The organism is Pseudomonas sp. B7 (assembly GCF_016735645.1).
In the GTDB taxonomy this organism is placed as follows: domain Bacteria; phylum Pseudomonadota; class Gammaproteobacteria; order Pseudomonadales; family Pseudomonadaceae; genus Aquipseudomonas; species Aquipseudomonas glycinae.
In genome coordinates this window covers 255,804-274,316 of record NZ_JAERRE010000007.1, presented here as the reverse complement: position 1 = coordinate 274,316, position 18,513 = coordinate 255,804, and the positions used below count along the sequence as shown (strand labels likewise).

The window sequence follows — 18,513 nt, the reverse complement described above, 5'->3', positions numbered from 1 at the left end:
GACAATCCTCAAAACTAATGCGGATTGGACTGGATGACTACCGTTTTTTTGTCGGATGTTGTGGCCGCCGACCAACGTGGCCGGCGCCCGGTCACTTTTCGAAACCGCTGGAAGGGAAGACATCCGTGCCGCGCCAGCGTCGCACCGAACGCTGGAAGAACAGGCTGTTGGGTACTTGCACCATGGCGCTGCCGGTGCCGAGCTCTTCAGCTTCGATCAAGGTGGTGTAGAGCAGATTGATCGCCACCACGCGGCCTTTGACGCCGGGCTTGTCGGTGGTGTCGACCAGTTCGACCACATCGCCAAGACGGAACGGGCCGACGGTGAAGATCAGAATCGCGCAGAGCAGGTTCGACAGCACACTCCACATGGCGAAGAACGCCACCGCCGCCACTGCGACGAAACCCGACAACGCGGTCCACAGCACCGTGGCCGACACCCCGAGTCGTTCCAGCACGAAGATCAGCGCACTGCCCATGATCAGCCAGCGCAGACCACCGCGCAGCGGCATCAGCAACTGCGGCGGGAACGGATACTTCTCGCCCAGGCGAGTCAGGAATCGGGCGACGACTCGCTGGGCGAAGTAGCCGGCCAACAGGATCAGCAGAATCTGCACGCCGAGCCAGATCGGCTCGACCCACATCGCCGGCAATGGAAGTTTGAAGGCTTCCATCAGGACAACGCCTCCAGCTCCGCCTGCATGCTTTCCAGGGTTTCCAGGGCTTGCATCCACGCTTCTTCAAGTTCGCCTTCGCGGACTTTCAGCTTGGCCTGTTCGGCCAGCAAGTCACGCAATTCGTTCTTGCGCGCCGGCTCGTAGAGGTCGCTGTCGCCAAGGCTGGCATCGACCTTCGCCAGCTTCTCGTGCAGCTTGCCGAGCTCGGCTTCGAGCTTGTCGGCTTCGCGCTTGTGCGGCGCCAGTTGCTGACGCAACGCAGCGGCGGCTTGACGCTGGGCCTTCTTGTCGGTCTTGTCCGGGTTGACCGGTGTGTTGCTGACCGGGGCGTTGCGCTGACGGTACTCGACCAGCCAACGGGCGTAGTCCTCAAGGTCGCCATCGAACTCCTCGACCTTGCTGTCCGCGACCAGGAAGAAGTTGTCGGTGGTGCTCTTGAGCAGATGCCGATCGTGGGAAACCACCAACACCGCGCCGCTGAATTCCTGCAACGCCATGGTCAGCGCCAGGCGCATTTCCAGGTCGAGGTGGTTGGTCGGTTCGTCGAGCAGCAGCAGGTTCGGCCGTTCCCAGGCGATCAGCGCCAGGGCCAGACGGGCCTTTTCGCCACCGGAGAAATTCAGCACCGGTTCGTCGATCCGTGCGCCACGGAAGTCGAAACCACCAAGGAAATCGCGCAGGGTCTGCTCGCGCTCGGTCGGCGCCAGACGCTGCAAGTGCAGCAACGGGCTGGCCTTGGAATCCAGCGAGTCGAGTTGATGCTGAGCGAAGTAACCGACCACGGTGTTCTCACCGCGAGTCAGGCGCCCGGCCAGCGGTGACAGCTCGCCGGCAAGGTTCTTGATCAGGGTCGATTTACCCGCGCCGTTGGGGCCGAGCAAGCCGATCCGCGCGCCGGGGGTCAGTTGCAGCTTGACCTTCTCCAGCACGGTTTTCTCGCCATAACCCAGACGTGCATCGGACAGATCGATCAGCGGGCTGGAGATCTTGGTCGACTCGCGGAACACGAAATCGAACGGCGAGTCGACGTGGGCAGCCGACAGCTCTTCCATGCGCTCCAGCGCCTTGATCCGGCTCTGGGCCTGACGGGCCTTGGTCGCCTGGGCCTTGAACCGGGCGATGTAGCTTTCCATGTGCGCACGCTGCGCCTGTTGCTTCTCGTAGGCCTGTTGCTGCTGGGCCAGACGCTCGGCACGGGCGCGTTCGAACGCGGTGTAGCCGCCACGGTAGAGCGTCAGCTTGCGCTGATCGACGTGGGCCACGTGATCGACCACTTCATCGAGGAAGTCCCGGTCGTGAGAAATCAGCAGCAAGGTGCCGGGGTAACTTTTCAGCCACTCTTCGAGCCAGATGATGGCGTCGAGATCCAGGTGGTTGGTCGGTTCGTCGAGCAGCAACAGGTCTGATGGGCACATCAAAGCCTGCGCAAGGTTCAGACGCATCCGCCAGCCACCGGAGAAATCTCCTACCTGACGATCCATCTGCTCGTTGGTGAATCCGAGGCCGGCGAGCAACTTGCGTGCACGCGCATCGGCGGTGTAGCCGTCGGCGCTGTCGAGTTCGGCGTGCAGACGGGCCAGCGCGGTGCCGTCGTGGGCCTCTTCGGCTGCCGCGAGCTCACGCTGCACTTCGCGCAGGCGCAGGTCGCCGTCGAGCACATAGTCGACCGCCAGACGCTCGAGTGTGTCGACCTCCTGGCGCATGTGGGCGATACGCCAGTCGGCCGGCAGCAGGCAGTCGCCCGAGTCCGGGTGCAACTCACCGCGGAGCAAGGCGAACAGGCTGGATTTGCCGGCGCCGTTGGCACCGATGAGGCCGGCTTTGTGGCCGGCGTGCAGGGTCAGCTCGGCGTCTTCTAGCAGACGTTGCGGGCCACGCTGTAAAGTCAGGTTCTGAAGTCGGATCATAATGGCGGCGGAGTCTACCAGCTTCCCCCGCAACTGGCGCGAGTAGCACGATGTCCTCTGACCTGTGGAGCTTTGCCCTTGCCGTCTACGCCCGTCCCGGCGTGGAGGATGCCTGCCTGCGCCTGCAATCGGCGGGGGCCAACGTGTGCCTGATGCTGTGCGGTTTATGGCTGGAACAACGCGATGCGACTTGTGACGAGGCGCGTGCGCGGCAGCTTCTGGAACTGACAGAGCCCTGGGACCGGGAAGTGGTCCAACCGTTGCGTGCATTGCGCATGCAGTGGAAAACCCTGGCCGACACCGATCCGGTGCTCAAGGGGATGCGCGAGCAGATCAAGGGATTGGAGCTGGAGGCGGAGCGCGCTCTGCTGTCACGACTGGAAGGCGCCGCGCAAGGCTGGAAGCGTCATTCGAAAGAATCGAGTGACTGGCTGGAAGTACTGGCCGGCCCTGCGGCCAACCTGAACCGCGCCGCGCGGCGGGGGCGGCGCGTCGCGGCGACCGGCGCTTAGGAAGCGCTGGACGGGTTGCTGGCGACGCTCGACACCGGCGCCGACGATGGCGTGGTTGCGGTGGTCGAGGTAGGGGCGGCGGATGCCGGTGCTGCGGTCGGAGCCGGGGTTGCCGGTGCGGCAGGTTTGGCAGCAGGCGCAGTGGCCGGTTTTGCTGCAGCTGGTTTTGCTGCTGGCTTGGCGGCAGCCGGCTTGGCAGCGGCAGGTTTTTTCACCGCAGGTTTCGCGGCTGGCTTGGCGGCCGGTTTGGCAGCGGTCGCTGGCTTGGCTGCGGTCGTTGCAGGCTTCGCTGCAGCAGCAGGTTTGGCCGCAGCTTTTACCGCAGGCTTGGCCGCTGGTTTCGCCGCCGCTTTGGCTGCTGGTTTGGCAGCAACCGGCTTGGCAGCGTTTTTCGCCGCAGGCTTGGCAGCAGCAGTTTTGGCAGCTGGTTTAGCAGCCGCTTTAACGGCTGGTTTTGCTGCCGGTTTAGCGGCCACTTTGGTGGCTGGCTTGGCAGCTGGTTTTGCAGCGGCAGTTCTTGCCGGAGCCGCTTTCGCAGCAGCGGTTTTCGCCGCAGGTTTGGCGGCTGGTTTTGCAGCAGCCGGTTTGGCCGCTGTGGTTTTAGCCGCAGGTTTGGCAGCGCTGGCTGCGGGTTTCTTCGCGGCTGGTTTTGCAGCGGCTTTCACTGACGCTTTGGCCGGTGCTTTTGCAGCAGGTCTGGCGGCCGCTTTTTTCGCAGGCACCGCTGCAGGTTTAGCCGAACGCAGGGACAACGCCTTGCCGACAGCTTCTTGAACACGACCGACACCCTGGGCCAGTTTCAGGCTTTCCTGGGCATCGCGCTTGAGTTGCAGAATGTAGCTGCGAGTATCGGACTGACGCTCCTTCAGCGCATCGAGCAGATCTTCGAGTTCCTTCACGGCAGCCTTGGCCTTGGTCTGCGCCTTGGCTTTACCGGCTGCTGCTGCGTCCTGCAATTTGGTGCGGGATTTGTGCAGTTTTTCTTGCGCCTTGCCGCGTTGCTTTTCCAGTTTGGCGAGCAGTTTTTCAGCATCAGCCAAGGCTTGGGAGCAAGCGTTTTCCAGATGCTCGAGCAGGCTGCCCGAGAGTTGTTGGAGTAAATGCAACGGAGTGTTTACAGGCTTCTTGGTGGCCGACATGGTTTACCTCCTGGCTGACGTGAGTGCGGCTCATACTAGACCTCTGCTGCTACCGCCGCTAGGGCATGTTGACAGTATCGAAAGCACTCGGTTGCAGGCTTGCGAAAAACTTCTGCACCTTGGCAAAAGCAGTTCACCGTTGCAGACGTTCGCGCTGGCATAATCCTCCGCAATTCAGGACGGAGAGTGCCCATGTCGCGCTACCTTTTTTTATCCCTCTGCATGATTTTCTCCATGGCTCAGGCCGACGAAAAAACCACCGCGAACGATGCCCATGATCTGGCTTACAGCCTCGGTGCCAGCCTCGGTGAACGACTGCGTCAGGAAGTGCCGCAGCTACAGATCCAGGCACTGATCGAAGGTCTGCAACAGGCTTATCAAGGTAAGCCGCTGGCATTGAGCGAAGCACGTATCGAGCAGATCCTCGCCGATCACGAATCGCAGACAGCCGAGCAGGCAGCCATGCCTTCGACTGAAGCCGCGATGGAAAACGAGCGACGGTTTCTCACCGCCGAAAAAGCCAAGCCGGGTGTAAAGGAGCTGGCCGACGGCATCCTGTTGACCGAGCTGACACCGGGAAATGGCACGAAGGCCGGCCCGGATGGAAAAGTGCAGGTGCTGTACATCGGTCGACTGCCTGACGGCACCGTGTTCGATCAGAACAGTCAGCCGCAGTGGTTCAATCTCGACAGCGTGATCGCCGGATGGCGCACCGCGCTGCAGAACATGCCGGTCGGCGCGAAGTGGCGACTGGTGATTCCATCGGATCAGGCTTATGGCGCCGACGGTGCCGGTGACTTGATCGCGCCGTTCACACCGTTGGTGTTCGAAGTGGAATTGCGCGGCGCGACCAGTTGATCGCCCAATAAAAAACGGTGCGCCTGGGGCGCACCGTTTTTGTGTCTTGCGAGGTTCGATTCAGGCCTGAACCGAATCCTCTTCCTTGTGTGCGGTATGCAACACTTCGATCAGGCAGTCTTCCAGTTCGAAGCGTTCGTGGAGCAGACCGCCCAACTCCTTGAACTTCTCGGCAACGCATTTGCCTTCATCGCAAAGGTCGTTGAACGCGAGCAGCTTTTCAGTAATGACATCGATCCGTGGATAGATCGTCTCGGCCAGTTCCAGGCCGCGCTTGTCGTTGAAGGCCTTGGCCTCGCCCGTCAGCTGTTCGTAGATCTCGAAGTGCCCGGCCGAGACGTAATCGACCAGCACGCCGCAGAATTCCTGCAAGGGCTTTCGATCCTCGGACAGTGCCTGAGGTTTGGCGCCCAGCCTGTCATAGGCAGCGATCAATTCCTCACGCTCCTGCAGCCAGCGGTCGATCAGCAGATGAACTCCACCCCAACGTTCCTGAGCATTCTGACAACTTTCGAGCATGGCGATCTCTCTTCCCTTGTGGGTCATGCTGCTCTACACCCGCGCCTCTTCTTGTGAATATTGCTTTGAGAGGAGGCCGGGCAGAGCGTCATCGAGCAACACAATTCCAATGACACGTGCGGGCCAGATTATGCCCGCACGCCTATGGCTTCAAGGTACGCAGGAGAGAAAGTTCATACAAGTGTTTAATCCCTGACCAGCGCCGGGTGCGACGGTTGGCCGCTGAGTGGTCGCTGCAAAGCCATCCAGACCTGTCGCAATAACTGGTAAACGGCGAGGATCGACATCCCCACGAAAAACAGCAGACTCCACTCCGGAATGCTCAGATCGAACAGCGTCCAGGACAATTCCGCGCAATCGGCAGTGTCGTTGAACATCCGCATCAGCGCGCATAACCACGGCAGACTGCTGAACATTTCTTCTGGATTGGGCGCACAGTGCGCCAGTTCCTGCAGTGAATCGCTTTGAAATAACACCTGCCGCCACGCCGCCGTCGTGCCGCCGAGACTGCTCAGCAACGTCACCATCCAATACAGCGACAGGCCGACACGCTGCGGACCATGGACCGCAGCCAAACCACAACACAAGGTGAGAACGCTCATGAACAGGCGCTGGACCAGGCACAGACTGCAGGGCACCAGACCAACCGCGTATTCGAGGTAATAGGAAGCTCCCAGGGCTAGAATCCCCGCAGTGAAAGCCATAAAGAACAGGGAGCGTGAGCAGGCCAACGACATGGCTTATCCGTAACAATAAAGACAGGCAGTTACGGTAGAGGAAAGGGCCTCGGGCTTTCAAGACAGGGTAATGGCGACACTTCACCAGAGGTGTAGGGAAATCCCGACAGAGACGAGAGGATTCTGCGAAGTCCGCTGTAGGACTTTGTTCCGGAGGTGGTTTTCCGAAGGTTATTCAATCACTCGGGAAGAAACGGAGGAGCAAGCTCCTCCATCCCGATCACGCGCGAGCCGCCACCGGCAGCGGTGCTGCGAGCAAGCGCTCGTCCAGCAGACCGAGGCCCTCCTGGAACAACATGTTGCTACGGTCAGTGTCGCCAAGCCGTGCCAGAAGACGAGCCAGTTCCGCGCACGCTTCCGGATTGCGCTGCACGCGCAGGCTGCTTTCCAGGTAATCCCGCGCCTTGCCCCAAAGACTGGCTTGCAGGCACAGACGTCCCAGCGTCAGCAGCAGGCTGGCATCGCCCGGATGATCCTTGAGCCAGCCTTCCGCCGTCTGCAACTGCCGCGCCGGGTCACTGCCACGTACCAGACCATAGAGGCGCGCCAGATGGCTGTCGTACTTGCGCTTGAGCGCCGTGCGCAAAACTTCTTCCGCCTCGACCTGAGCGCCCAGCTGACGCAGTTGCTCGGCGTATGCCAGCACCAGCGCAGGCTCCTGACGCTGGGCAGACGTCAGTTGCTGCCAGGCCCGGTTCAGCGACTGCAAACCCACCGCACCATCCTCTTCGCGATGCGCCGCCAGGGAGAGGTTTTCTCCCCAGGCACGACGCTCGAGTTCGGTCAGTTCGGCCGGTGGCAGAACTTTGTCCTTGCGCAGCTCCGGCAACAGCCGGATCACTGACGACCAGTCACCGCGCTGCTGATGCAGGCGCTGCAACTGACGCAAGGTCTGGACATTGTGCGGATGGCGCTCGTGCATCGCCTGCAATGTGACCAGCGCACCATCGGTATCGCCACGATCGGTCTGCAACTGCGCATGGCTGAGGGCGATCGCCAGTTCGGCCTGCGGCTGACGCTCGAGCGCGCGCTCCAGCAGGCGATCGCTTTCCTCGTAGTTGCCTTGTTCGTTGGCGGCGCGGGCGGCACCCAGGTAATACAGCAACGGTTGACGCTCGGCTTCGGCGGCCCGGTAAAGGTGACGCTGGGCACTGGCCCAGCGACCTTCGGCCAGGTCGAGCTGACCGTGCTCGATCGCCACCTGCACGCGACGGCTGCGGTTGCGACGCGACCATGGATTGACCACGCCGCCGGAGGTCAGCACCAGTTCGACCAGCGCCTTGATACCCCAGACCAGCAGCCACAGCACCGCCACCACTGCCAGGGTTGCCCACAGGCTCGATTCATAACGAAAGCTTTTGTAGGCGACCAGCACGTAACCGGAATGCTCGGCAATCGCCAGACCCAGCGCCGCCGTTGCCGCGATCACCAGAAACACGATCACATACAGGCGCTTCATGGTGTCGCCTCCTGCGCGGTACTTGCGGCCGGTTTGGCGAAGGGTTTCACCGAGTCTTCGGCGTTGACGTTACGGCGCTCCAGATAGGCCTGCACCGTGCTCAAGGTTCCGGTGAGATCCGGTGTGTTGACGGTAACCGGTTGCTTGCTCAGTTCCGCGACCTGTTCGAGCATGATTTTGCTCTGCGGGTTGTCCGGGTTGAAGTTGCCCGCGAGGACGTCACGCGCTTCGGCCAGGGCCTGGGTGTACACCGGCGCCTGACCGTTGAGCGCGGCCCATTGCGCCTGCTCGAGCGCAAGGCTCAGGGCCAGACGCACCTGGCTCAGGCTCTGGCCGGCGAGCAGCGGCCGAACGTTTTTGTCGGCGTTGAAATCGATGCGGATATAGCGCGAGATCTGATCCCACCACTGCGCCCAACGACTGGCACCGTCGCCATCGGAAGTCAGGCCCAACAGCGAATCGCCGCGATCCTTGTACTCCGGCGCCAGCTCGGTGAGACCGACGACCTGATCGCGCAAGGCGCCCAGGCGCAGGAACAGCCCGGTGCGATCCGGCTGCTCGGTACTGCGCAGCGCTACAAGAGTTTTCGCCACTTGCTCGCGGGCGGCGAACGAGCCGGGATCGTTCTGCTCGCGCAGGATTTCGTCGGCACCCTGGACCAGCGCCTGGGCGCTGCTGATGTCCTGCAGGGCGGAAAGACGCAGGCTGGCCAGACGCAGCAAGTGCTCGGCCTCGGCCAGGCGCCAGTCCTTGCGGCTGGCGCCGAGGACGGTTTCCAGGCGTTGATTGAGGCGCTGCTGATCGCCCTGAAGTTGCGACACCAGACGCTGGCGATCAGCAAGCTCATCGGCGCCAGGCAATTGCCCGAGGCGCTCGGTCAGTCGTTGCTCGTTGAGCTTCAGGGTCTGGGCCTGATCGCTCAATGCCTGAACCTGACTCAATTGATTTTGCGTGTTGGCCTGCAGATGTCGCACCTGCCAGACACCCCAGCCACCCACCGCAACACCGGCGGCGCCGAGCAGCAGCGCGAGAATGGCCAATCCGTTGCCTCGGCGCGGTTCCGCGGCCGGTGGCGGTGCATCAACCGGTGTATCGATCACAGGTTGAACGTCATCTTTAGGCAAGGCTGTTTCGCTCACGTATCCATCCTTTGCATTAGAGAACGGGCACGGGATGCTCCCGTAACGCCGTCAGCAAGGCCGCAGCACTGGCGCCGCGACAATCCACAACTGTTCGGGCCCCGGCGGCACTTGCCTGCTCGGCAACCCTTGGGCTTGGAACAAACAACGGCAACTGCGCCAGTGCAGGCCAGCTGTCGCCGGCCAGTTGGCGCAGGTGCTCGAAACCCTGTCCACTGCTGACCACCAGCCCGTTCAGGCGTTCCGCTGCAATCCTGCGGGGCAGCTCCTGCGGCGGATAGTCCGGCAGGTCGCGACGGTACAACTCCAAGTATTCGACACTAGCACCAAGCGTGCGCAGGCGCTCGGCCAGCAGCTCGCGTCCGCCCTCCCCGCGCAGGATCAATACCTGTGAACCGGGCATGGCCACCGCCTCAAGCAGACGCGGCAATTGCAGCAAGGCTTCGCTGTCGTCGCCCGCGTCCGGGAAGCTCACATCCAGCCCCCGATCCCGAAGGATAGCGGCGGTCGCCGCGCCCACGCTGAACCACGGCATCGTCGGCGTCGCCAGCCGCAGAGCGTCGAGCAGATCCACCGCGATCCGCGCCGCTGGCTTGCTGACCACGATCACCGCGCTGTAGCGCGGCAGTTGCATGATCGTGCGGCGCATTGTGTCAGAGACCGGCAGAGGGGCGATTTCCAAAAGCGGCAGACAGCTGCTGAAAAACCCTTGTTCGGCCAGCACGGCGGCGAGCGCCGAACAGTCCTCCGCCGGGCGCGTCAGCAGCAGGCGCCAGGCGGTCACTCGTGACCTGCCTCGCCGTAGACTGCCTTGAGAATATCGTCGGCGCCTTGGCTGAGCAGGTCTTCGGCCACCTGCACGCCCAGCGTCTCGGCTGCCGCACGCGGTGCACGGGCTTGTGCGTTGAGCAGCTTGCCGCCGCTCGGCTCGCCCACCAGCCCGCGCAGCCACAACTGATCGCCTTCGAGCACGGCGTAGCAGGCGATCGGCACTTGGCAGCCGCCATTCAGGTGTTTGTTGAGGGCACGCTCGGCCGTGACACGGTCAGCGGTGTCGGCATGATGCAGGGGCGCAAGCAAGGCATGGATTTCAGTGTCGGCGCTGCGGCATTCGATACCGACGGCGCCCTGGCCACCGGCCGGCAGACTGTCGTCGACGCTGATGGCCGAGGTGATGCGATCTTCGAAACCGAGGCGGATCAGGCCCGCTGCCGCGAGGATGATCGCGTCGTACTCGCCGGCGTCGAGCTTGGCCAGACGGGTGTTGACGTTGCCGCGCAGGAAACGGATCTCGAGATCAGGACGGCGCGTCAGCAACTGCGCCTGACGGCGCAGGCTGGACGTGCCGACGATGCTGCCGGCTGGCAACGCATCGAGGCTGGAATACGTATTGGAGACAAACGCGTCACGCGGATCTTCGCGCTCGCAGATGCAAAACAGACCAAGGCCTTCGGGAAAATCCATCGGCACGTCTTTCATCGAGTGCACGGCAATGTCGGCTTCGTTTTCCAGCAGCGCGGTTTCCAGTTCCTTGACGAACAGGCCCTTGCCACCGATTTTCGACAGGGGCGAATCAAGCAGCTTGTCGCCGCGACTGACCATGGGCACCAGCGTCACCAGCAGGCCCGGGTGGGCTGCTTCCAGACGGGCTTTGACGTATTCGGCCTGCCAGAGGGCCAGAGCACTTTTGCGGGTGGCGATGCGGATTTCGCGAGAGGACATGGATCAATCCGTACTGAATAGATACGGCGGATAATAACAGCTCAGCCAAATCCACTTTGACCTGAATCAGAAACGGCGTGGCCTCCCTGGCCTGCAATGCCTGGTGAAAAGAACGAAGAACCGCCCGGAGCCTGCGGACTAAAGCCCCTGCATCATTTTGCGCACGCCCGCCACATGCCGGCGGCTGACGATCAGCGCGTCACCGTTGAGGCCCTTGAGGAACAACTGGAAGTGGCCCAGCGGTGTACGTTGCAGACGCTCGATGCGGTCGCGGGCGACCAGCGCGTTGCGGTGGATCCGCACGAAGCGCTCGCCGAATTCGTCTTCCAGCGCCTTGAGCGGCTCATCCAGAAGGACTTCGCCAGCTTCGTGGCGCAATGTCACGTATTTGTGGTCGGCAATGAAGTACACCACCTGATCCAGCGGAATCAGTTCGATGCCTTTGCGGGTGCGGGCGCTGATGTGGCTGCGCGGGCCGTTACCGCTTTCGGCGGCAGGACGGGTCAGGGCCGAGAGCTGGGCCCGGTTGGGACGTTCAGCCCGTTTCAGGGCGTCATGCAGATGTTCGGTTCGCACGGGTTTCACCACATAGCCCACGGCGCTGGCCTGCAGGGCTTCCACGGCAAATTCATCGGGACCTGCGCAAAACACCACGGCCGGCGGGGTTTCGCGTTCGCACAGACGGGCAGCCACCTGCAGGCCATCGAGGCCCGGCATGCGGATATCGAGCAGTACGATATCCGGCTTGTGGCTGTCGATCAGTGCCAACGCCTCTTCGCCATTGGTGGCGCTGGGCTCCAGGACTGTGTAGCCCTCGAGCTCGCTCACCATTCGGCTGAGTCGCTCGCGGGCCAGTGGTTCGTCATCAACGATCAGGACATTCATATTGCGCTGGATTCCTGCGTGAGTCTCGCACAAGGATAGCGTAGACAAGTGGAGTGACGTCCGTCACCGCGATCCACGCTAAGACTAGCGCGAGCGCCAAAAAGTGCCGTACGTCGGCTGGCAATATTTGCCGACACCTGCAACGTACCGCCTGAAGCCCGTCGCCGACTGCGTTTTACGCAGGGTATGCCAATGGCCAATACACCCACCCCTCTCTCTTCTTATAGTCGGTGGCCGGACCTTTGCGCGATCCGCCGCCACGTCGACCCCTATGTCCTACTGTAGACGCTCGTCGGACCGATATTGCTCAATCGGAAAATATCCTTGCGCAAATCCTCCCGCGACACCGGCGACTATGGAGGAGGAGATGAGAAAAAAACGTATCGACCAGTGTCAGCGACAGGATTGGCAACCCTGTTATTATCCGCGCCAGCGTTTCACGCCTTCTTTCTTCAAGCCGATACGAGCGAATTCATGAGCACTGACAAGACCAATCAGTCCTGGGGCGGCCGCTTCAGTGAACCCGTCGACGCCTTCGTCGCCCGCTTCACCGCCTCCGTCACTTTCGACCAGCGCCTGTATCGCCACGACATCATGGGCTCGATCGCCCACGCCACCATGCTGGCCAAGGTCGGCGTGCTGACGGATGCCGAGCGCGACAGCATCATCGATGGCCTGAAGACCATCCAGGGCGAAATCGAGGCCGGCCAGTTTGACTGGCGCGTCGACCTCGAAGACGTGCACATGAACATCGAAGCACGCCTGACCGACCGCATCGGCGTCACCGGCAAGAAGCTGCACACCGGCCGTAGCCGCAACGACCAGGTCGCCACCGACATCCGCCTGTGGCTGCGTGACGAAATCGACCTGATCCTGAGCGAAATCACCCGCCTGCAAAAAGGCCTGCTGGAGCAGGCCGAGCGTGAAGCCGCCAGCATCATGCCGGGCTTTACTCACCTGCAGACCGCTCAGCCGGTGACCTTCGGGCACCACATGCTGGCCTGGTTCGAAATGCTCAGCCGCGACTACGAGCGTCTGGTCGACTGCCGCAAGCGCACCAACCGCATGCCGCTGGGCAGCGCCGCACTGGCCGGCACCACTTACCCGATCGACCGCGAATACACCGCACAACTGCTGGGCTTCGACGCCGTCGGCGGCAACTCGCTGGACAACGTGTCCGACCGTGACTTCGCCATCGAATTCTGCTCGGCCGCGAGCATCGCGATGATGCACCTGTCGCGCTTCTCCGAAGAGCTGGTGCTGTGGACCAGCGCGCAATTCCAGTTCATCGATCTGCCAGACCGTTTCTGCACCGGCAGCTCGATCATGCCGCAAAAGAAAAACCCCGACGTGCCAGAGCTGGTACGTGGCAAGACCGGCCGTGTGTTCGGCGCCCTGATGGGCCTGTTGACCCTGATGAAAGGCCAGCCACTGGCCTACAACAAGGACAATCAGGAAGACAAGGAACCGTTGTTCGACGCCGCCGATACCCTGCGCGACTCGCTGCGGGCTTTTGCCGACATGATCCCGGCGATCAAGCCAAAGCACGCGATCATGCGTGAAGCGGCACTGCGCGGTTTCTCCACCGCCACCGACCTGGCCGACTACCTGGTACGCCGTGGCCTGCCGTTCCGTGATTGCCACGAGATCGTCGGTCATGCCGTGAAGTACGGCGTCGACACCGGCAAGGATCTGGCGGAAATGAGCCTGGAAGAACTGCGTCAGTTCAGCGACCAGATCGAGCAGGACGTGTTTGCAGTGCTGACCCTGGAAGGTTCGGTAAATGCCCGTGACCACATCGGCGGCACTGCGCCGGCGCAGGTCAAGGCTGCCGTGGTTCGTGGTCAGGCGTTGATCGCCAGCCGCTAAAAGCATCGCGGGCAAGTCGAGTTTTCGACTTGCCCGCGAACTTGCTCAAGGTTTTCTACTTTTTGGCGGCGATCATCGCCAAAAACGCCGGCATCGCCGCATCCTTGTCCGCTGCAATCTTCTGCACATGAGGATTCCGCTCAAGCCGCTCCAGCAGCGCCTTGGCCTTCGGCATGTCCGCCAGCAGATCCAGACCGAACAGTTTGTGCCCCACCGCAGCCGCCAGCGGCACGCTGTAGAGAAAGTACAAATCCGCAATGCTCAGGCGGTCGCCCGCCACATACGGGGCGAACTTGCCGTGACGTCCCAACGCCGCAAAGCCCAGCAGTAATTCAGCCTTGGTTTTCTCCTTGATCGCCTCCGGCAGCGCCGTGCCGAAAAACGCTTCGCCGTAACAGGCACGGGCCGGCAGCTCGATATACAGTTCGATCTCCTTGGCCACCGCCATTACCTGAGCGCGGGCAAACGGCTCGGTCGGCAGCAGCGGGACACCCTTCTGGCTGCTTTCGAGGTATTCGAGCATCACCATCGTTTCATTGATGTAGCCGCCTTCGGCCCCCAGCACCGGGACCTTGCCGCGCGGACTGATGGCCAGAGATTCAGGCGTAGGCGTCGGGTAGAACGTGACCTCTTCGAACGGCAGGCCTTTTTCCAGCAACGCCAGTTTGACCATGTTGTAGTAGTTGCTGACGGAGAATCCATAGAGCTTGAACATCACATAGCCTCCAGGCCGTGCGGGGTGGGCAGTGCCTGTTTATAGATTGCACCGGGGATTCGCGCCAGCAGCATCACGCCGCTGAATGCGGGTAAACTGGCGCCTTTCCTTGAGGAGCCTGCCATGAGCGAGCCGACTGACATCGACAATGATGAAGAAGAGTTCACCGAATCGACGCTGATCGAAGCGATCGAGAACCAGATCGAAAGTGACAACCCGCCAGCGGCCAAGGCAACCTTCAACAAGCTGACGCTGGTCGGCTACGAGCGTGACGACATCCTGAATCTGATGGCCCACGTGCTGGCCTACGAAATCGACGCGATGCTCGACGAAGACCGCGCGTTCAATACCGAGTGGTACGAAACCGCGCTGCGCGCGCTGCCGGAACTGCCACCGGAAAAGCAGTAAACGGCCCTGCCCCGTGGGAGCAGGCCTGCTCCCACACAATTTGTCACCCATCTCTGCGGCCTTCCGCCACCCCCTGACTACACTGGAATCCACCCCGGGACAAAAACCCTGACACGCGCACTGGACAGGCCGCGCCGGCAGGTTCACCTTAGGGGCGCTGTCGTCCAATTCCTAGAAAGTCTGGAGTCCTTATGTCGCTTACCCCTGAGTTGGTTGCCGAACTGGAAGTCCTCGCACTCTTCAACCTGGACAGTTCCCAGGAAGGTCTGAAAATTCATCAGACCGCTGCCCCGAAGCACATTGCCGCCGCACAACGCCTGTTCGAAAAAGAACTGACAGACCAGCCTGATGGCGGTTACCTGACCAGCCTCGGTCGCGATGCCGCACAAAACGTGCAAACCGTACTGACGATTCTCAGAGAGCAGCAAACCGCCTGATCCTCCCGACTTTGCCCACGGAAACCCCTGCCACGGGATTTCCGCGGGCCAGCCATGAACGTCCCCCATCGCCGCGCGATAGAAATCTGACGTCAAAAAACAAATTCAGCTTAAAACTCCTGCCGCTCAGGCGCTAAACTCCCGGACACCCGAGACCCCTTGCCTCCGAGCCCTGCGCGCCGGTTTGAGCCGACATGACCCGCACCCATGAAATCCGCCCCGACCTGGACGAAGGCATCGACCGCAAGGTACTCAGCCAGCTACGCGCGCGTTTTCTGAAACTCAATGAAGGCCGCCTGAACCGGGCGCTGGAAGGTCTGTCGACGCGCCAGCAAAGCGTGCTCACGCTGCTGCCACTGTTTTTCCACGTCAATCATCCGCTGTTGCCCGGTTATGTCTCGGGCAGTACGCCGGCCGGGCTGTCGAATTACGAACCCGACGCCGATGTGCTGGCCGAAGCTCAGCGCCTGACGCGCTCGTTCTCCTATAAGCCGCGTCACGGCAGCAACCCGCCACGGCCGATTCACGGGCTGTTCCTGATGGGCAGCCTCGGCACGCTGGCCCAGGCCGACCAGAGCGACATGGATGTGTGGGTCTGCCACGCCCCCGACCTTAGCGACAGTGATCTGGCCGAGCTGCGCAAGAAATGCCAGCTGCTCGAAACCTGGGCCGCCAGCCAGGGGGCCGAGGCGCACTTTTTCCTGATCGACCCGGTGCGCTTCGTCAAAGGCGAACGCGACACCCAGCTCAGCTCCGAAGATTGCGGCACCACCCAGCATTACCTGCTGCTGGACGAGTTCTACCGCACCGCGATCTGGCTCGCCGGGCGCACGCCGATCTGGTGGCTGGTGCCGGTCTATGAAGAACGCGCCTACGATGCGTACACCCACACCCTGATTTCCAAGCGTTTCATCCGCAACGATGAAACCCTCGACCTGGGGCCGATGGCGCACATTCCGCCGGGCGAGTTTGTCGGCGCCGGGCTGTGGCAACTGTTCAAGGGCATCGAATCGCCTTACAAATCGGTGCTCAAGCTGCTGCTGACCGAGGTCTACGCCAGCGAACATCCCCAGGTGCAGTGCCTGAGCCTGCGCTTCAAGCAGGCCGTATTTGCCAACCGGCTGGACCTCGACGAGCTCGACCCGTACATGGTGGTCTACCGCCGGATCGAGGAATACCTCACTGCGCGCAACGAGCCGGAACGGCTTGAGCTGGTACGCCGGGCGCTGTACCTCAAGATCAACCGCAAGCTCACCGGCAACACTCGCACCCAGAGCTGGCAACGCTCACTGCTGGAAAGGCTGGCCAGCGAATGGCATTGGGATCAGCGGCAACTGGCGCTGCTCGACAGCCGCAGCCAGTGGAAAGTCCGCCAGGTCAGCGCCGAGCGCCGGGCGCTGGTCAACGAGCTGAACTACAGCTACCGCTTCCTGACCCAGTTCGCCCGCACCGAACAGACTGTCAGCCTGATCAACAAGCGCGACCTCAACGTTCTCGGACGACGGCTGTATGCCGCGTTCGAACGCAAGGCCGACAAGGTCGAGTTCATCAACCCCGGCATCGCCCCGGATCTGGCCGAAGACACCCTGACCCTGGTGCAATCGCCGAACAAAAAGGAACCGGGCCAAACCCAGTGGGGCCTGTACAACGGCAGCCTGACGGCGCTGGAGTGGGAACACTTCGCGCCGATCAAGCGCAGCCGCGAGTTGCTGGAACTGCTGACCTGGTGCCACCGCAACGGCGTGATCGACAGCAGCACCCGACTGGCGCTGCACCCCGGCACCAGCGATATGAGCGAGTTCGAGCTGTTCAACCTGCTCGGCAGCCTGCAACAGAGCATCGCCCTGCCCTTGTCAACCGTTGCCGAAGAACCGCTGCTGCGCGCTGCCGTACCGAGCGAAGTGCTGATGCTGGTGAACGTCGGGGTCGATCCGCTCAAGCATCACCGCGACCTGAACATCCTGATGACCACCGAGCGTACCGATTCGCTGAGCTACGCCGGTGTGCGCGAGAACCTGGTGTTGACCCTGGATCAGGTCACGCTCAACAGCTGGAACGAAGTGCTGGTCAACCGCTTCGATGGCCCGCATGCCCTGATGGACTGCCTGCGCGATTACCTCAACAACCTGCCGCGCGGGTCGCAACAACCATCGCTGCGAGTGCGCTGTTTCTGTCACAACCGCGCGCAATTCATTGCGCGCCGGGTGGAAGAAATCGTCGACACCGCGCAGACCCTGTTGCTCAGCGACCTGAATCACCGCTACCTGATCCAGGTGCAGCAGCATTACCACGTGCTGGAACTGGTGCCGGGCCAGGTCAGCCATGTGGCCCTCGCCACCCTGCCGGCACTGCTCGATTACCTTGGCGAGGAACAGCCGCGCTACAGCCCGCTGCACCTGGATCCGATGGCGCTGGAAGACCACGACCTGGCGTTGATCCTGCCGATGGGCCAGCCTGAATGCATTCAGGTGTTCTACCGGATCACCGAACAAACCGCCGAGCTGTACGTGCTCGACGAGTTCAATGCGCTGTGGCAACAGCACTTGCCCTATCACGACGAGCAAAGCCTGCTGGTGCCGTTGCAGCGGTTCCTGCAATCGATCCAGTTCCGCCGCGAAGCGCTGCTGCCGATGGATTCGGGTCATGCCGCCAGCCTTGAAATCTTGTATTACCAGTTATTGCCATCAGGGCCGGGGCGCGCGCGACGGGTCGAAATGCGCCCGGCACCACAGACGCCGGTCAACAAACCGTTCTACGACGTGCAGGCGATCGTCGGCAAAGCCGCGCCCGGCGAAGTGCAGGTCACGCTGTATTGCAATCAACGGGAATTCAGCGAGCTGGAACATGGCGACCAGCTGTTCAGCGTGGTCGCCCGGGAGATCGTCGGACAGCGCCGGGAAACCGAGCGCTACCGCTGCTACATCACCGACCTGGACCTGTCGGGTGTGATCGGTGACGGGCAGAGTTCGAGCAATCTGTATCTGCGTTACAAAGCCGACCTGGAACGCTCTCTGAACGAGGCGCTCGAGCAGGTCTGAGGCGGGTTACTCCGGGAAATCACCGCCGTTGGACGGCTGCGATTCGACTTCGAGCAAAGTCAGTTTCAGGGTCTTGCCACCCGGAGCCGGCCAGTCGATGTGCTGACCGACTTTCAGGCCCAGCAGCGCACTGCCGACCGGAGCCAGGATCGAGACTTTGCCTTCGTCGGCATTGGCGTGCTTCGGATAGACCAGGGTCAGGTGGTAGTCCTTGCCACTGCTCTCTTCACGGCAGTGCACGCGGGAATTCATCGTCACGACATCGGCAGGCACTTCATCGTGACCGACCAGGGTATCGGCGCGGTCCAGTTCGGTTTGCAGCGCGATCACGCCCGGCAGCGTGTCATCCAGGCTGTCGATCAGGCGCTCCAGACGTTGCACGTCCAGACGGGTAAGGGTGATGGAAGGTGCGGTCATGATCCGGGCAGACTCCTTTCTTCTGCACACAAAAAAAGCAAAACCCCGCCAAAAAAGACGGGGTTCTCACCAGGCC

Annotated in this window: 18 protein-coding genes; 6 read left to right on the top strand and 12 right to left on the bottom strand. The window is 61.9% G+C overall.

All coding sequences use genetic code 11. From position 1 onward, the window contains the following. Positions 1 to 91: 91 nt before the first annotated feature. Both JKA62_RS17705 and JKA62_RS17700 read right to left on the bottom strand, forming a co-directional pair. Positions 92 to 673, bottom strand: a complete 582-nt coding sequence (locus tag JKA62_RS17705) for a mechanosensitive ion channel family protein (RefSeq protein WP_011336505.1) — start codon at positions 671 to 673, stop codon at positions 92 to 94. After that, complete coding sequence (locus JKA62_RS17700) at positions 673 to 2,583, bottom strand: ATP-binding cassette domain-containing protein (protein ID WP_011336506.1); 1,911 nt, start codon at positions 2,581 to 2,583, stop codon at positions 673 to 675. The genes JKA62_RS17705 and JKA62_RS17700 overlap by 1 nt, the downstream gene beginning before the upstream one ends. A gap of 50 nt (positions 2,584 to 2,633) precedes the next feature. On the opposite strand from JKA62_RS17700, the gene JKA62_RS17695 reads away from it, so the two are divergent. Beyond that, a complete protein-coding gene (locus JKA62_RS17695) occupies positions 2,634 to 3,095 on the top strand; it encodes a TIGR02444 family protein (RefSeq protein ID WP_201818824.1) in 462 nt (153 codons plus the stop codon). On the opposite strand, the gene JKA62_RS17690 is transcribed toward JKA62_RS17695, so the two are convergent. Next, the gene (locus JKA62_RS17690; RefSeq protein ID WP_201818822.1) at positions 3,092 to 4,234 is read right to left on the bottom strand and encodes an AlgP family protein; all 1,143 of its coding nucleotides are present in this window, start codon (positions 4,232 to 4,234) and stop codon (positions 3,092 to 3,094) included. The genes JKA62_RS17695 and JKA62_RS17690 overlap by 4 nt on opposite strands. Positions 4,235 to 4,426: 192 nt before the next feature. Between JKA62_RS17690 and JKA62_RS17685 the strand changes: the two genes are divergently transcribed. Then, a complete protein-coding gene (locus JKA62_RS17685; protein WP_011336509.1) occupies positions 4,427 to 5,092 on the top strand; it encodes an FKBP-type peptidyl-prolyl cis-trans isomerase in 666 nt (221 codons plus the stop codon). 60 nt (positions 5,093 to 5,152) lie between these two features. Here the strand turns inward: JKA62_RS17685 and JKA62_RS17680 are convergent, their stop codons facing one another. The 7 genes from JKA62_RS17680 to JKA62_RS17650 all read right to left on the bottom strand — a co-directional run bounded on the left by JKA62_RS17680 (position 5,153) and on the right by JKA62_RS17650 (position 11,553). Beyond that, a complete protein-coding gene (locus JKA62_RS17680) occupies positions 5,153 to 5,611 on the bottom strand; it encodes an Rsd/AlgQ family anti-sigma factor (protein WP_041475458.1) in 459 nt (152 codons plus the stop codon). Between the two features lie 185 nt (positions 5,612 to 5,796). Beyond that, complete coding sequence (locus JKA62_RS17675; protein ID WP_011336511.1) at positions 5,797 to 6,348, bottom strand: disulfide bond formation protein B; 552 nt, start codon at positions 6,346 to 6,348, stop codon at positions 5,797 to 5,799. Positions 6,349 to 6,568: 220 nt separating this feature from the next. Further along, entirely contained in the window at positions 6,569 to 7,807 is a 1,239-nt protein-coding gene (locus tag JKA62_RS17670) for a heme biosynthesis protein HemY (RefSeq protein ID WP_011336512.1), read from the bottom strand. Further along, positions 7,804 to 8,946 (bottom strand): uroporphyrinogen-III C-methyltransferase, encoded by a 1,143-nt coding sequence (locus JKA62_RS17665; RefSeq protein ID WP_201818820.1) that lies wholly within the window; start codon positions 8,944 to 8,946, stop codon positions 7,804 to 7,806. Before JKA62_RS17665 ends, JKA62_RS17670 begins: the two co-directional genes overlap by 4 nt. 16 nt (positions 8,947 to 8,962) lie before the next feature. Next, a complete protein-coding gene (locus JKA62_RS17660; protein ID WP_201818818.1) occupies positions 8,963 to 9,730 on the bottom strand; it encodes a uroporphyrinogen-III synthase in 768 nt (255 codons plus the stop codon). After that, the gene (gene hemC / locus JKA62_RS17655) at positions 9,727 to 10,668 is read right to left on the bottom strand and encodes a hydroxymethylbilane synthase (protein ID WP_011336515.1); all 942 of its coding nucleotides are present in this window, start codon (positions 10,666 to 10,668) and stop codon (positions 9,727 to 9,729) included. Before hemC ends, JKA62_RS17660 begins: the two co-directional genes overlap by 4 nt. A 138-nt stretch (positions 10,669 to 10,806) precedes the next feature. Continuing rightward, on the bottom strand, positions 10,807 to 11,553 hold the full coding sequence (locus JKA62_RS17650) for a LytR/AlgR family response regulator transcription factor (RefSeq protein WP_011336516.1): 747 nt from the start codon (positions 11,551 to 11,553) through the stop codon (positions 10,807 to 10,809). A gap of 474 nt (positions 11,554 to 12,027) precedes the next feature. Here JKA62_RS17650 and argH point away from each other — a divergent pair, with 474 nt between their 5' ends. Beyond that, positions 12,028 to 13,422 carry an argininosuccinate lyase gene (gene argH, locus JKA62_RS17640; protein WP_011336517.1) on the top strand — a complete coding sequence of 465 codons (1,395 nt, stop codon included), beginning with the start codon at positions 12,028 to 12,030 and terminating at the stop codon, positions 13,420 to 13,422. Between the two features lie 55 nt (positions 13,423 to 13,477). On the opposite strand, the gene JKA62_RS17635 is transcribed toward argH, so the two are convergent. Next, positions 13,478 to 14,137 (bottom strand): glutathione S-transferase family protein, encoded by a 660-nt coding sequence (locus JKA62_RS17635; RefSeq protein ID WP_201818816.1) that lies wholly within the window; start codon positions 14,135 to 14,137, stop codon positions 13,478 to 13,480. A gap of 123 nt (positions 14,138 to 14,260) precedes the next feature. Between JKA62_RS17635 and JKA62_RS17630 the strand changes: the two genes are divergently transcribed. The 3 genes from JKA62_RS17630 to JKA62_RS17620 all read left to right on the top strand — a co-directional run bounded on the left by JKA62_RS17630 (position 14,261) and on the right by JKA62_RS17620 (position 18,020). Continuing rightward, entirely contained in the window at positions 14,261 to 14,545 is a 285-nt protein-coding gene (locus tag JKA62_RS17630) for a hypothetical protein (protein ID WP_027610447.1), read from the top strand. A 191-nt stretch (positions 14,546 to 14,736) separates the two neighbouring features. Continuing rightward, complete coding sequence (locus tag JKA62_RS17625; RefSeq protein WP_127648051.1) at positions 14,737 to 14,982, top strand: TIGR02647 family protein; 246 nt, start codon at positions 14,737 to 14,739, stop codon at positions 14,980 to 14,982. Between the two features lie 194 nt (positions 14,983 to 15,176). Further along, positions 15,177 to 18,020, top strand: a complete 2,844-nt coding sequence (locus JKA62_RS17620) for a class I adenylate cyclase (RefSeq protein WP_201818814.1) — start codon at positions 15,177 to 15,179, stop codon at positions 18,018 to 18,020. 6 nt (positions 18,021 to 18,026) lie between these two features. Here JKA62_RS17620 and rnk read toward each other — a convergent pair whose 3' ends face one another. Next, positions 18,027 to 18,437 (bottom strand): nucleoside diphosphate kinase regulator, encoded by a 411-nt coding sequence (rnk, locus tag JKA62_RS17615; protein WP_011336521.1) that lies wholly within the window; start codon positions 18,435 to 18,437, stop codon positions 18,027 to 18,029. Positions 18,438 to 18,513 lie beyond the last annotated feature (76 nt).

Excerpts from the sequence above, each read along its gene's own strand:
- JKA62_RS17705 (WP_011336505.1), bottom strand. The coding sequence starts at position 673 with ATGGAAGCCTTCAAACTTCCATTGCCGGCGATGTGGGTCGAGCCGATC.
- JKA62_RS17700 (WP_011336506.1), bottom strand. The coding sequence starts at position 2,583 with ATGATCCGACTTCAGAACCTGACTTTACAGCGTGGCCCGCAACGTCTG.
- JKA62_RS17695 (WP_201818824.1), top strand. The coding sequence starts at position 2,634 with ATGTCCTCTGACCTGTGGAGCTTTGCCCTTGCCGTCTACGCCCGTCCC.
- JKA62_RS17690 (WP_201818822.1), bottom strand. The coding sequence starts at position 4,234 with ATGTCGGCCACCAAGAAGCCTGTAAACACTCCGTTGCATTTACTCCAA.
- JKA62_RS17685 (WP_011336509.1), top strand. The coding sequence starts at position 4,427 with ATGTCGCGCTACCTTTTTTTATCCCTCTGCATGATTTTCTCCATGGCT.
- JKA62_RS17680 (WP_041475458.1), bottom strand. The coding sequence starts at position 5,611 with ATGCTCGAAAGTTGTCAGAATGCTCAGGAACGTTGGGGTGGAGTTCAT.
- JKA62_RS17675 (WP_011336511.1), bottom strand. The coding sequence starts at position 6,348 with ATGTCGTTGGCCTGCTCACGCTCCCTGTTCTTTATGGCTTTCACTGCG.
- JKA62_RS17670 (WP_011336512.1), bottom strand. The coding sequence starts at position 7,807 with ATGAAGCGCCTGTATGTGATCGTGTTTCTGGTGATCGCGGCAACGGCG.
- hemC (WP_011336515.1), bottom strand. The coding sequence starts at position 10,668 with ATGTCCTCTCGCGAAATCCGCATCGCCACCCGCAAAAGTGCTCTGGCC.
- JKA62_RS17650 (WP_011336516.1), bottom strand. The coding sequence starts at position 11,553 with ATGAATGTCCTGATCGTTGATGACGAACCACTGGCCCGCGAGCGACTC.
- argH (WP_011336517.1), top strand. The coding sequence starts at position 12,028 with ATGAGCACTGACAAGACCAATCAGTCCTGGGGCGGCCGCTTCAGTGAA.
- JKA62_RS17635 (WP_201818816.1), bottom strand. The coding sequence starts at position 14,137 with ATGTTCAAGCTCTATGGATTCTCCGTCAGCAACTACTACAACATGGTC.
- JKA62_RS17630 (WP_027610447.1), top strand. The coding sequence starts at position 14,261 with ATGAGCGAGCCGACTGACATCGACAATGATGAAGAAGAGTTCACCGAA.
- JKA62_RS17625 (WP_127648051.1), top strand. The coding sequence starts at position 14,737 with ATGTCGCTTACCCCTGAGTTGGTTGCCGAACTGGAAGTCCTCGCACTC.
- JKA62_RS17620 (WP_201818814.1), top strand. The coding sequence starts at position 15,177 with ATGACCCGCACCCATGAAATCCGCCCCGACCTGGACGAAGGCATCGAC.
- rnk (WP_011336521.1), bottom strand. The coding sequence starts at position 18,437 with ATGACCGCACCTTCCATCACCCTTACCCGTCTGGACGTGCAACGTCTG.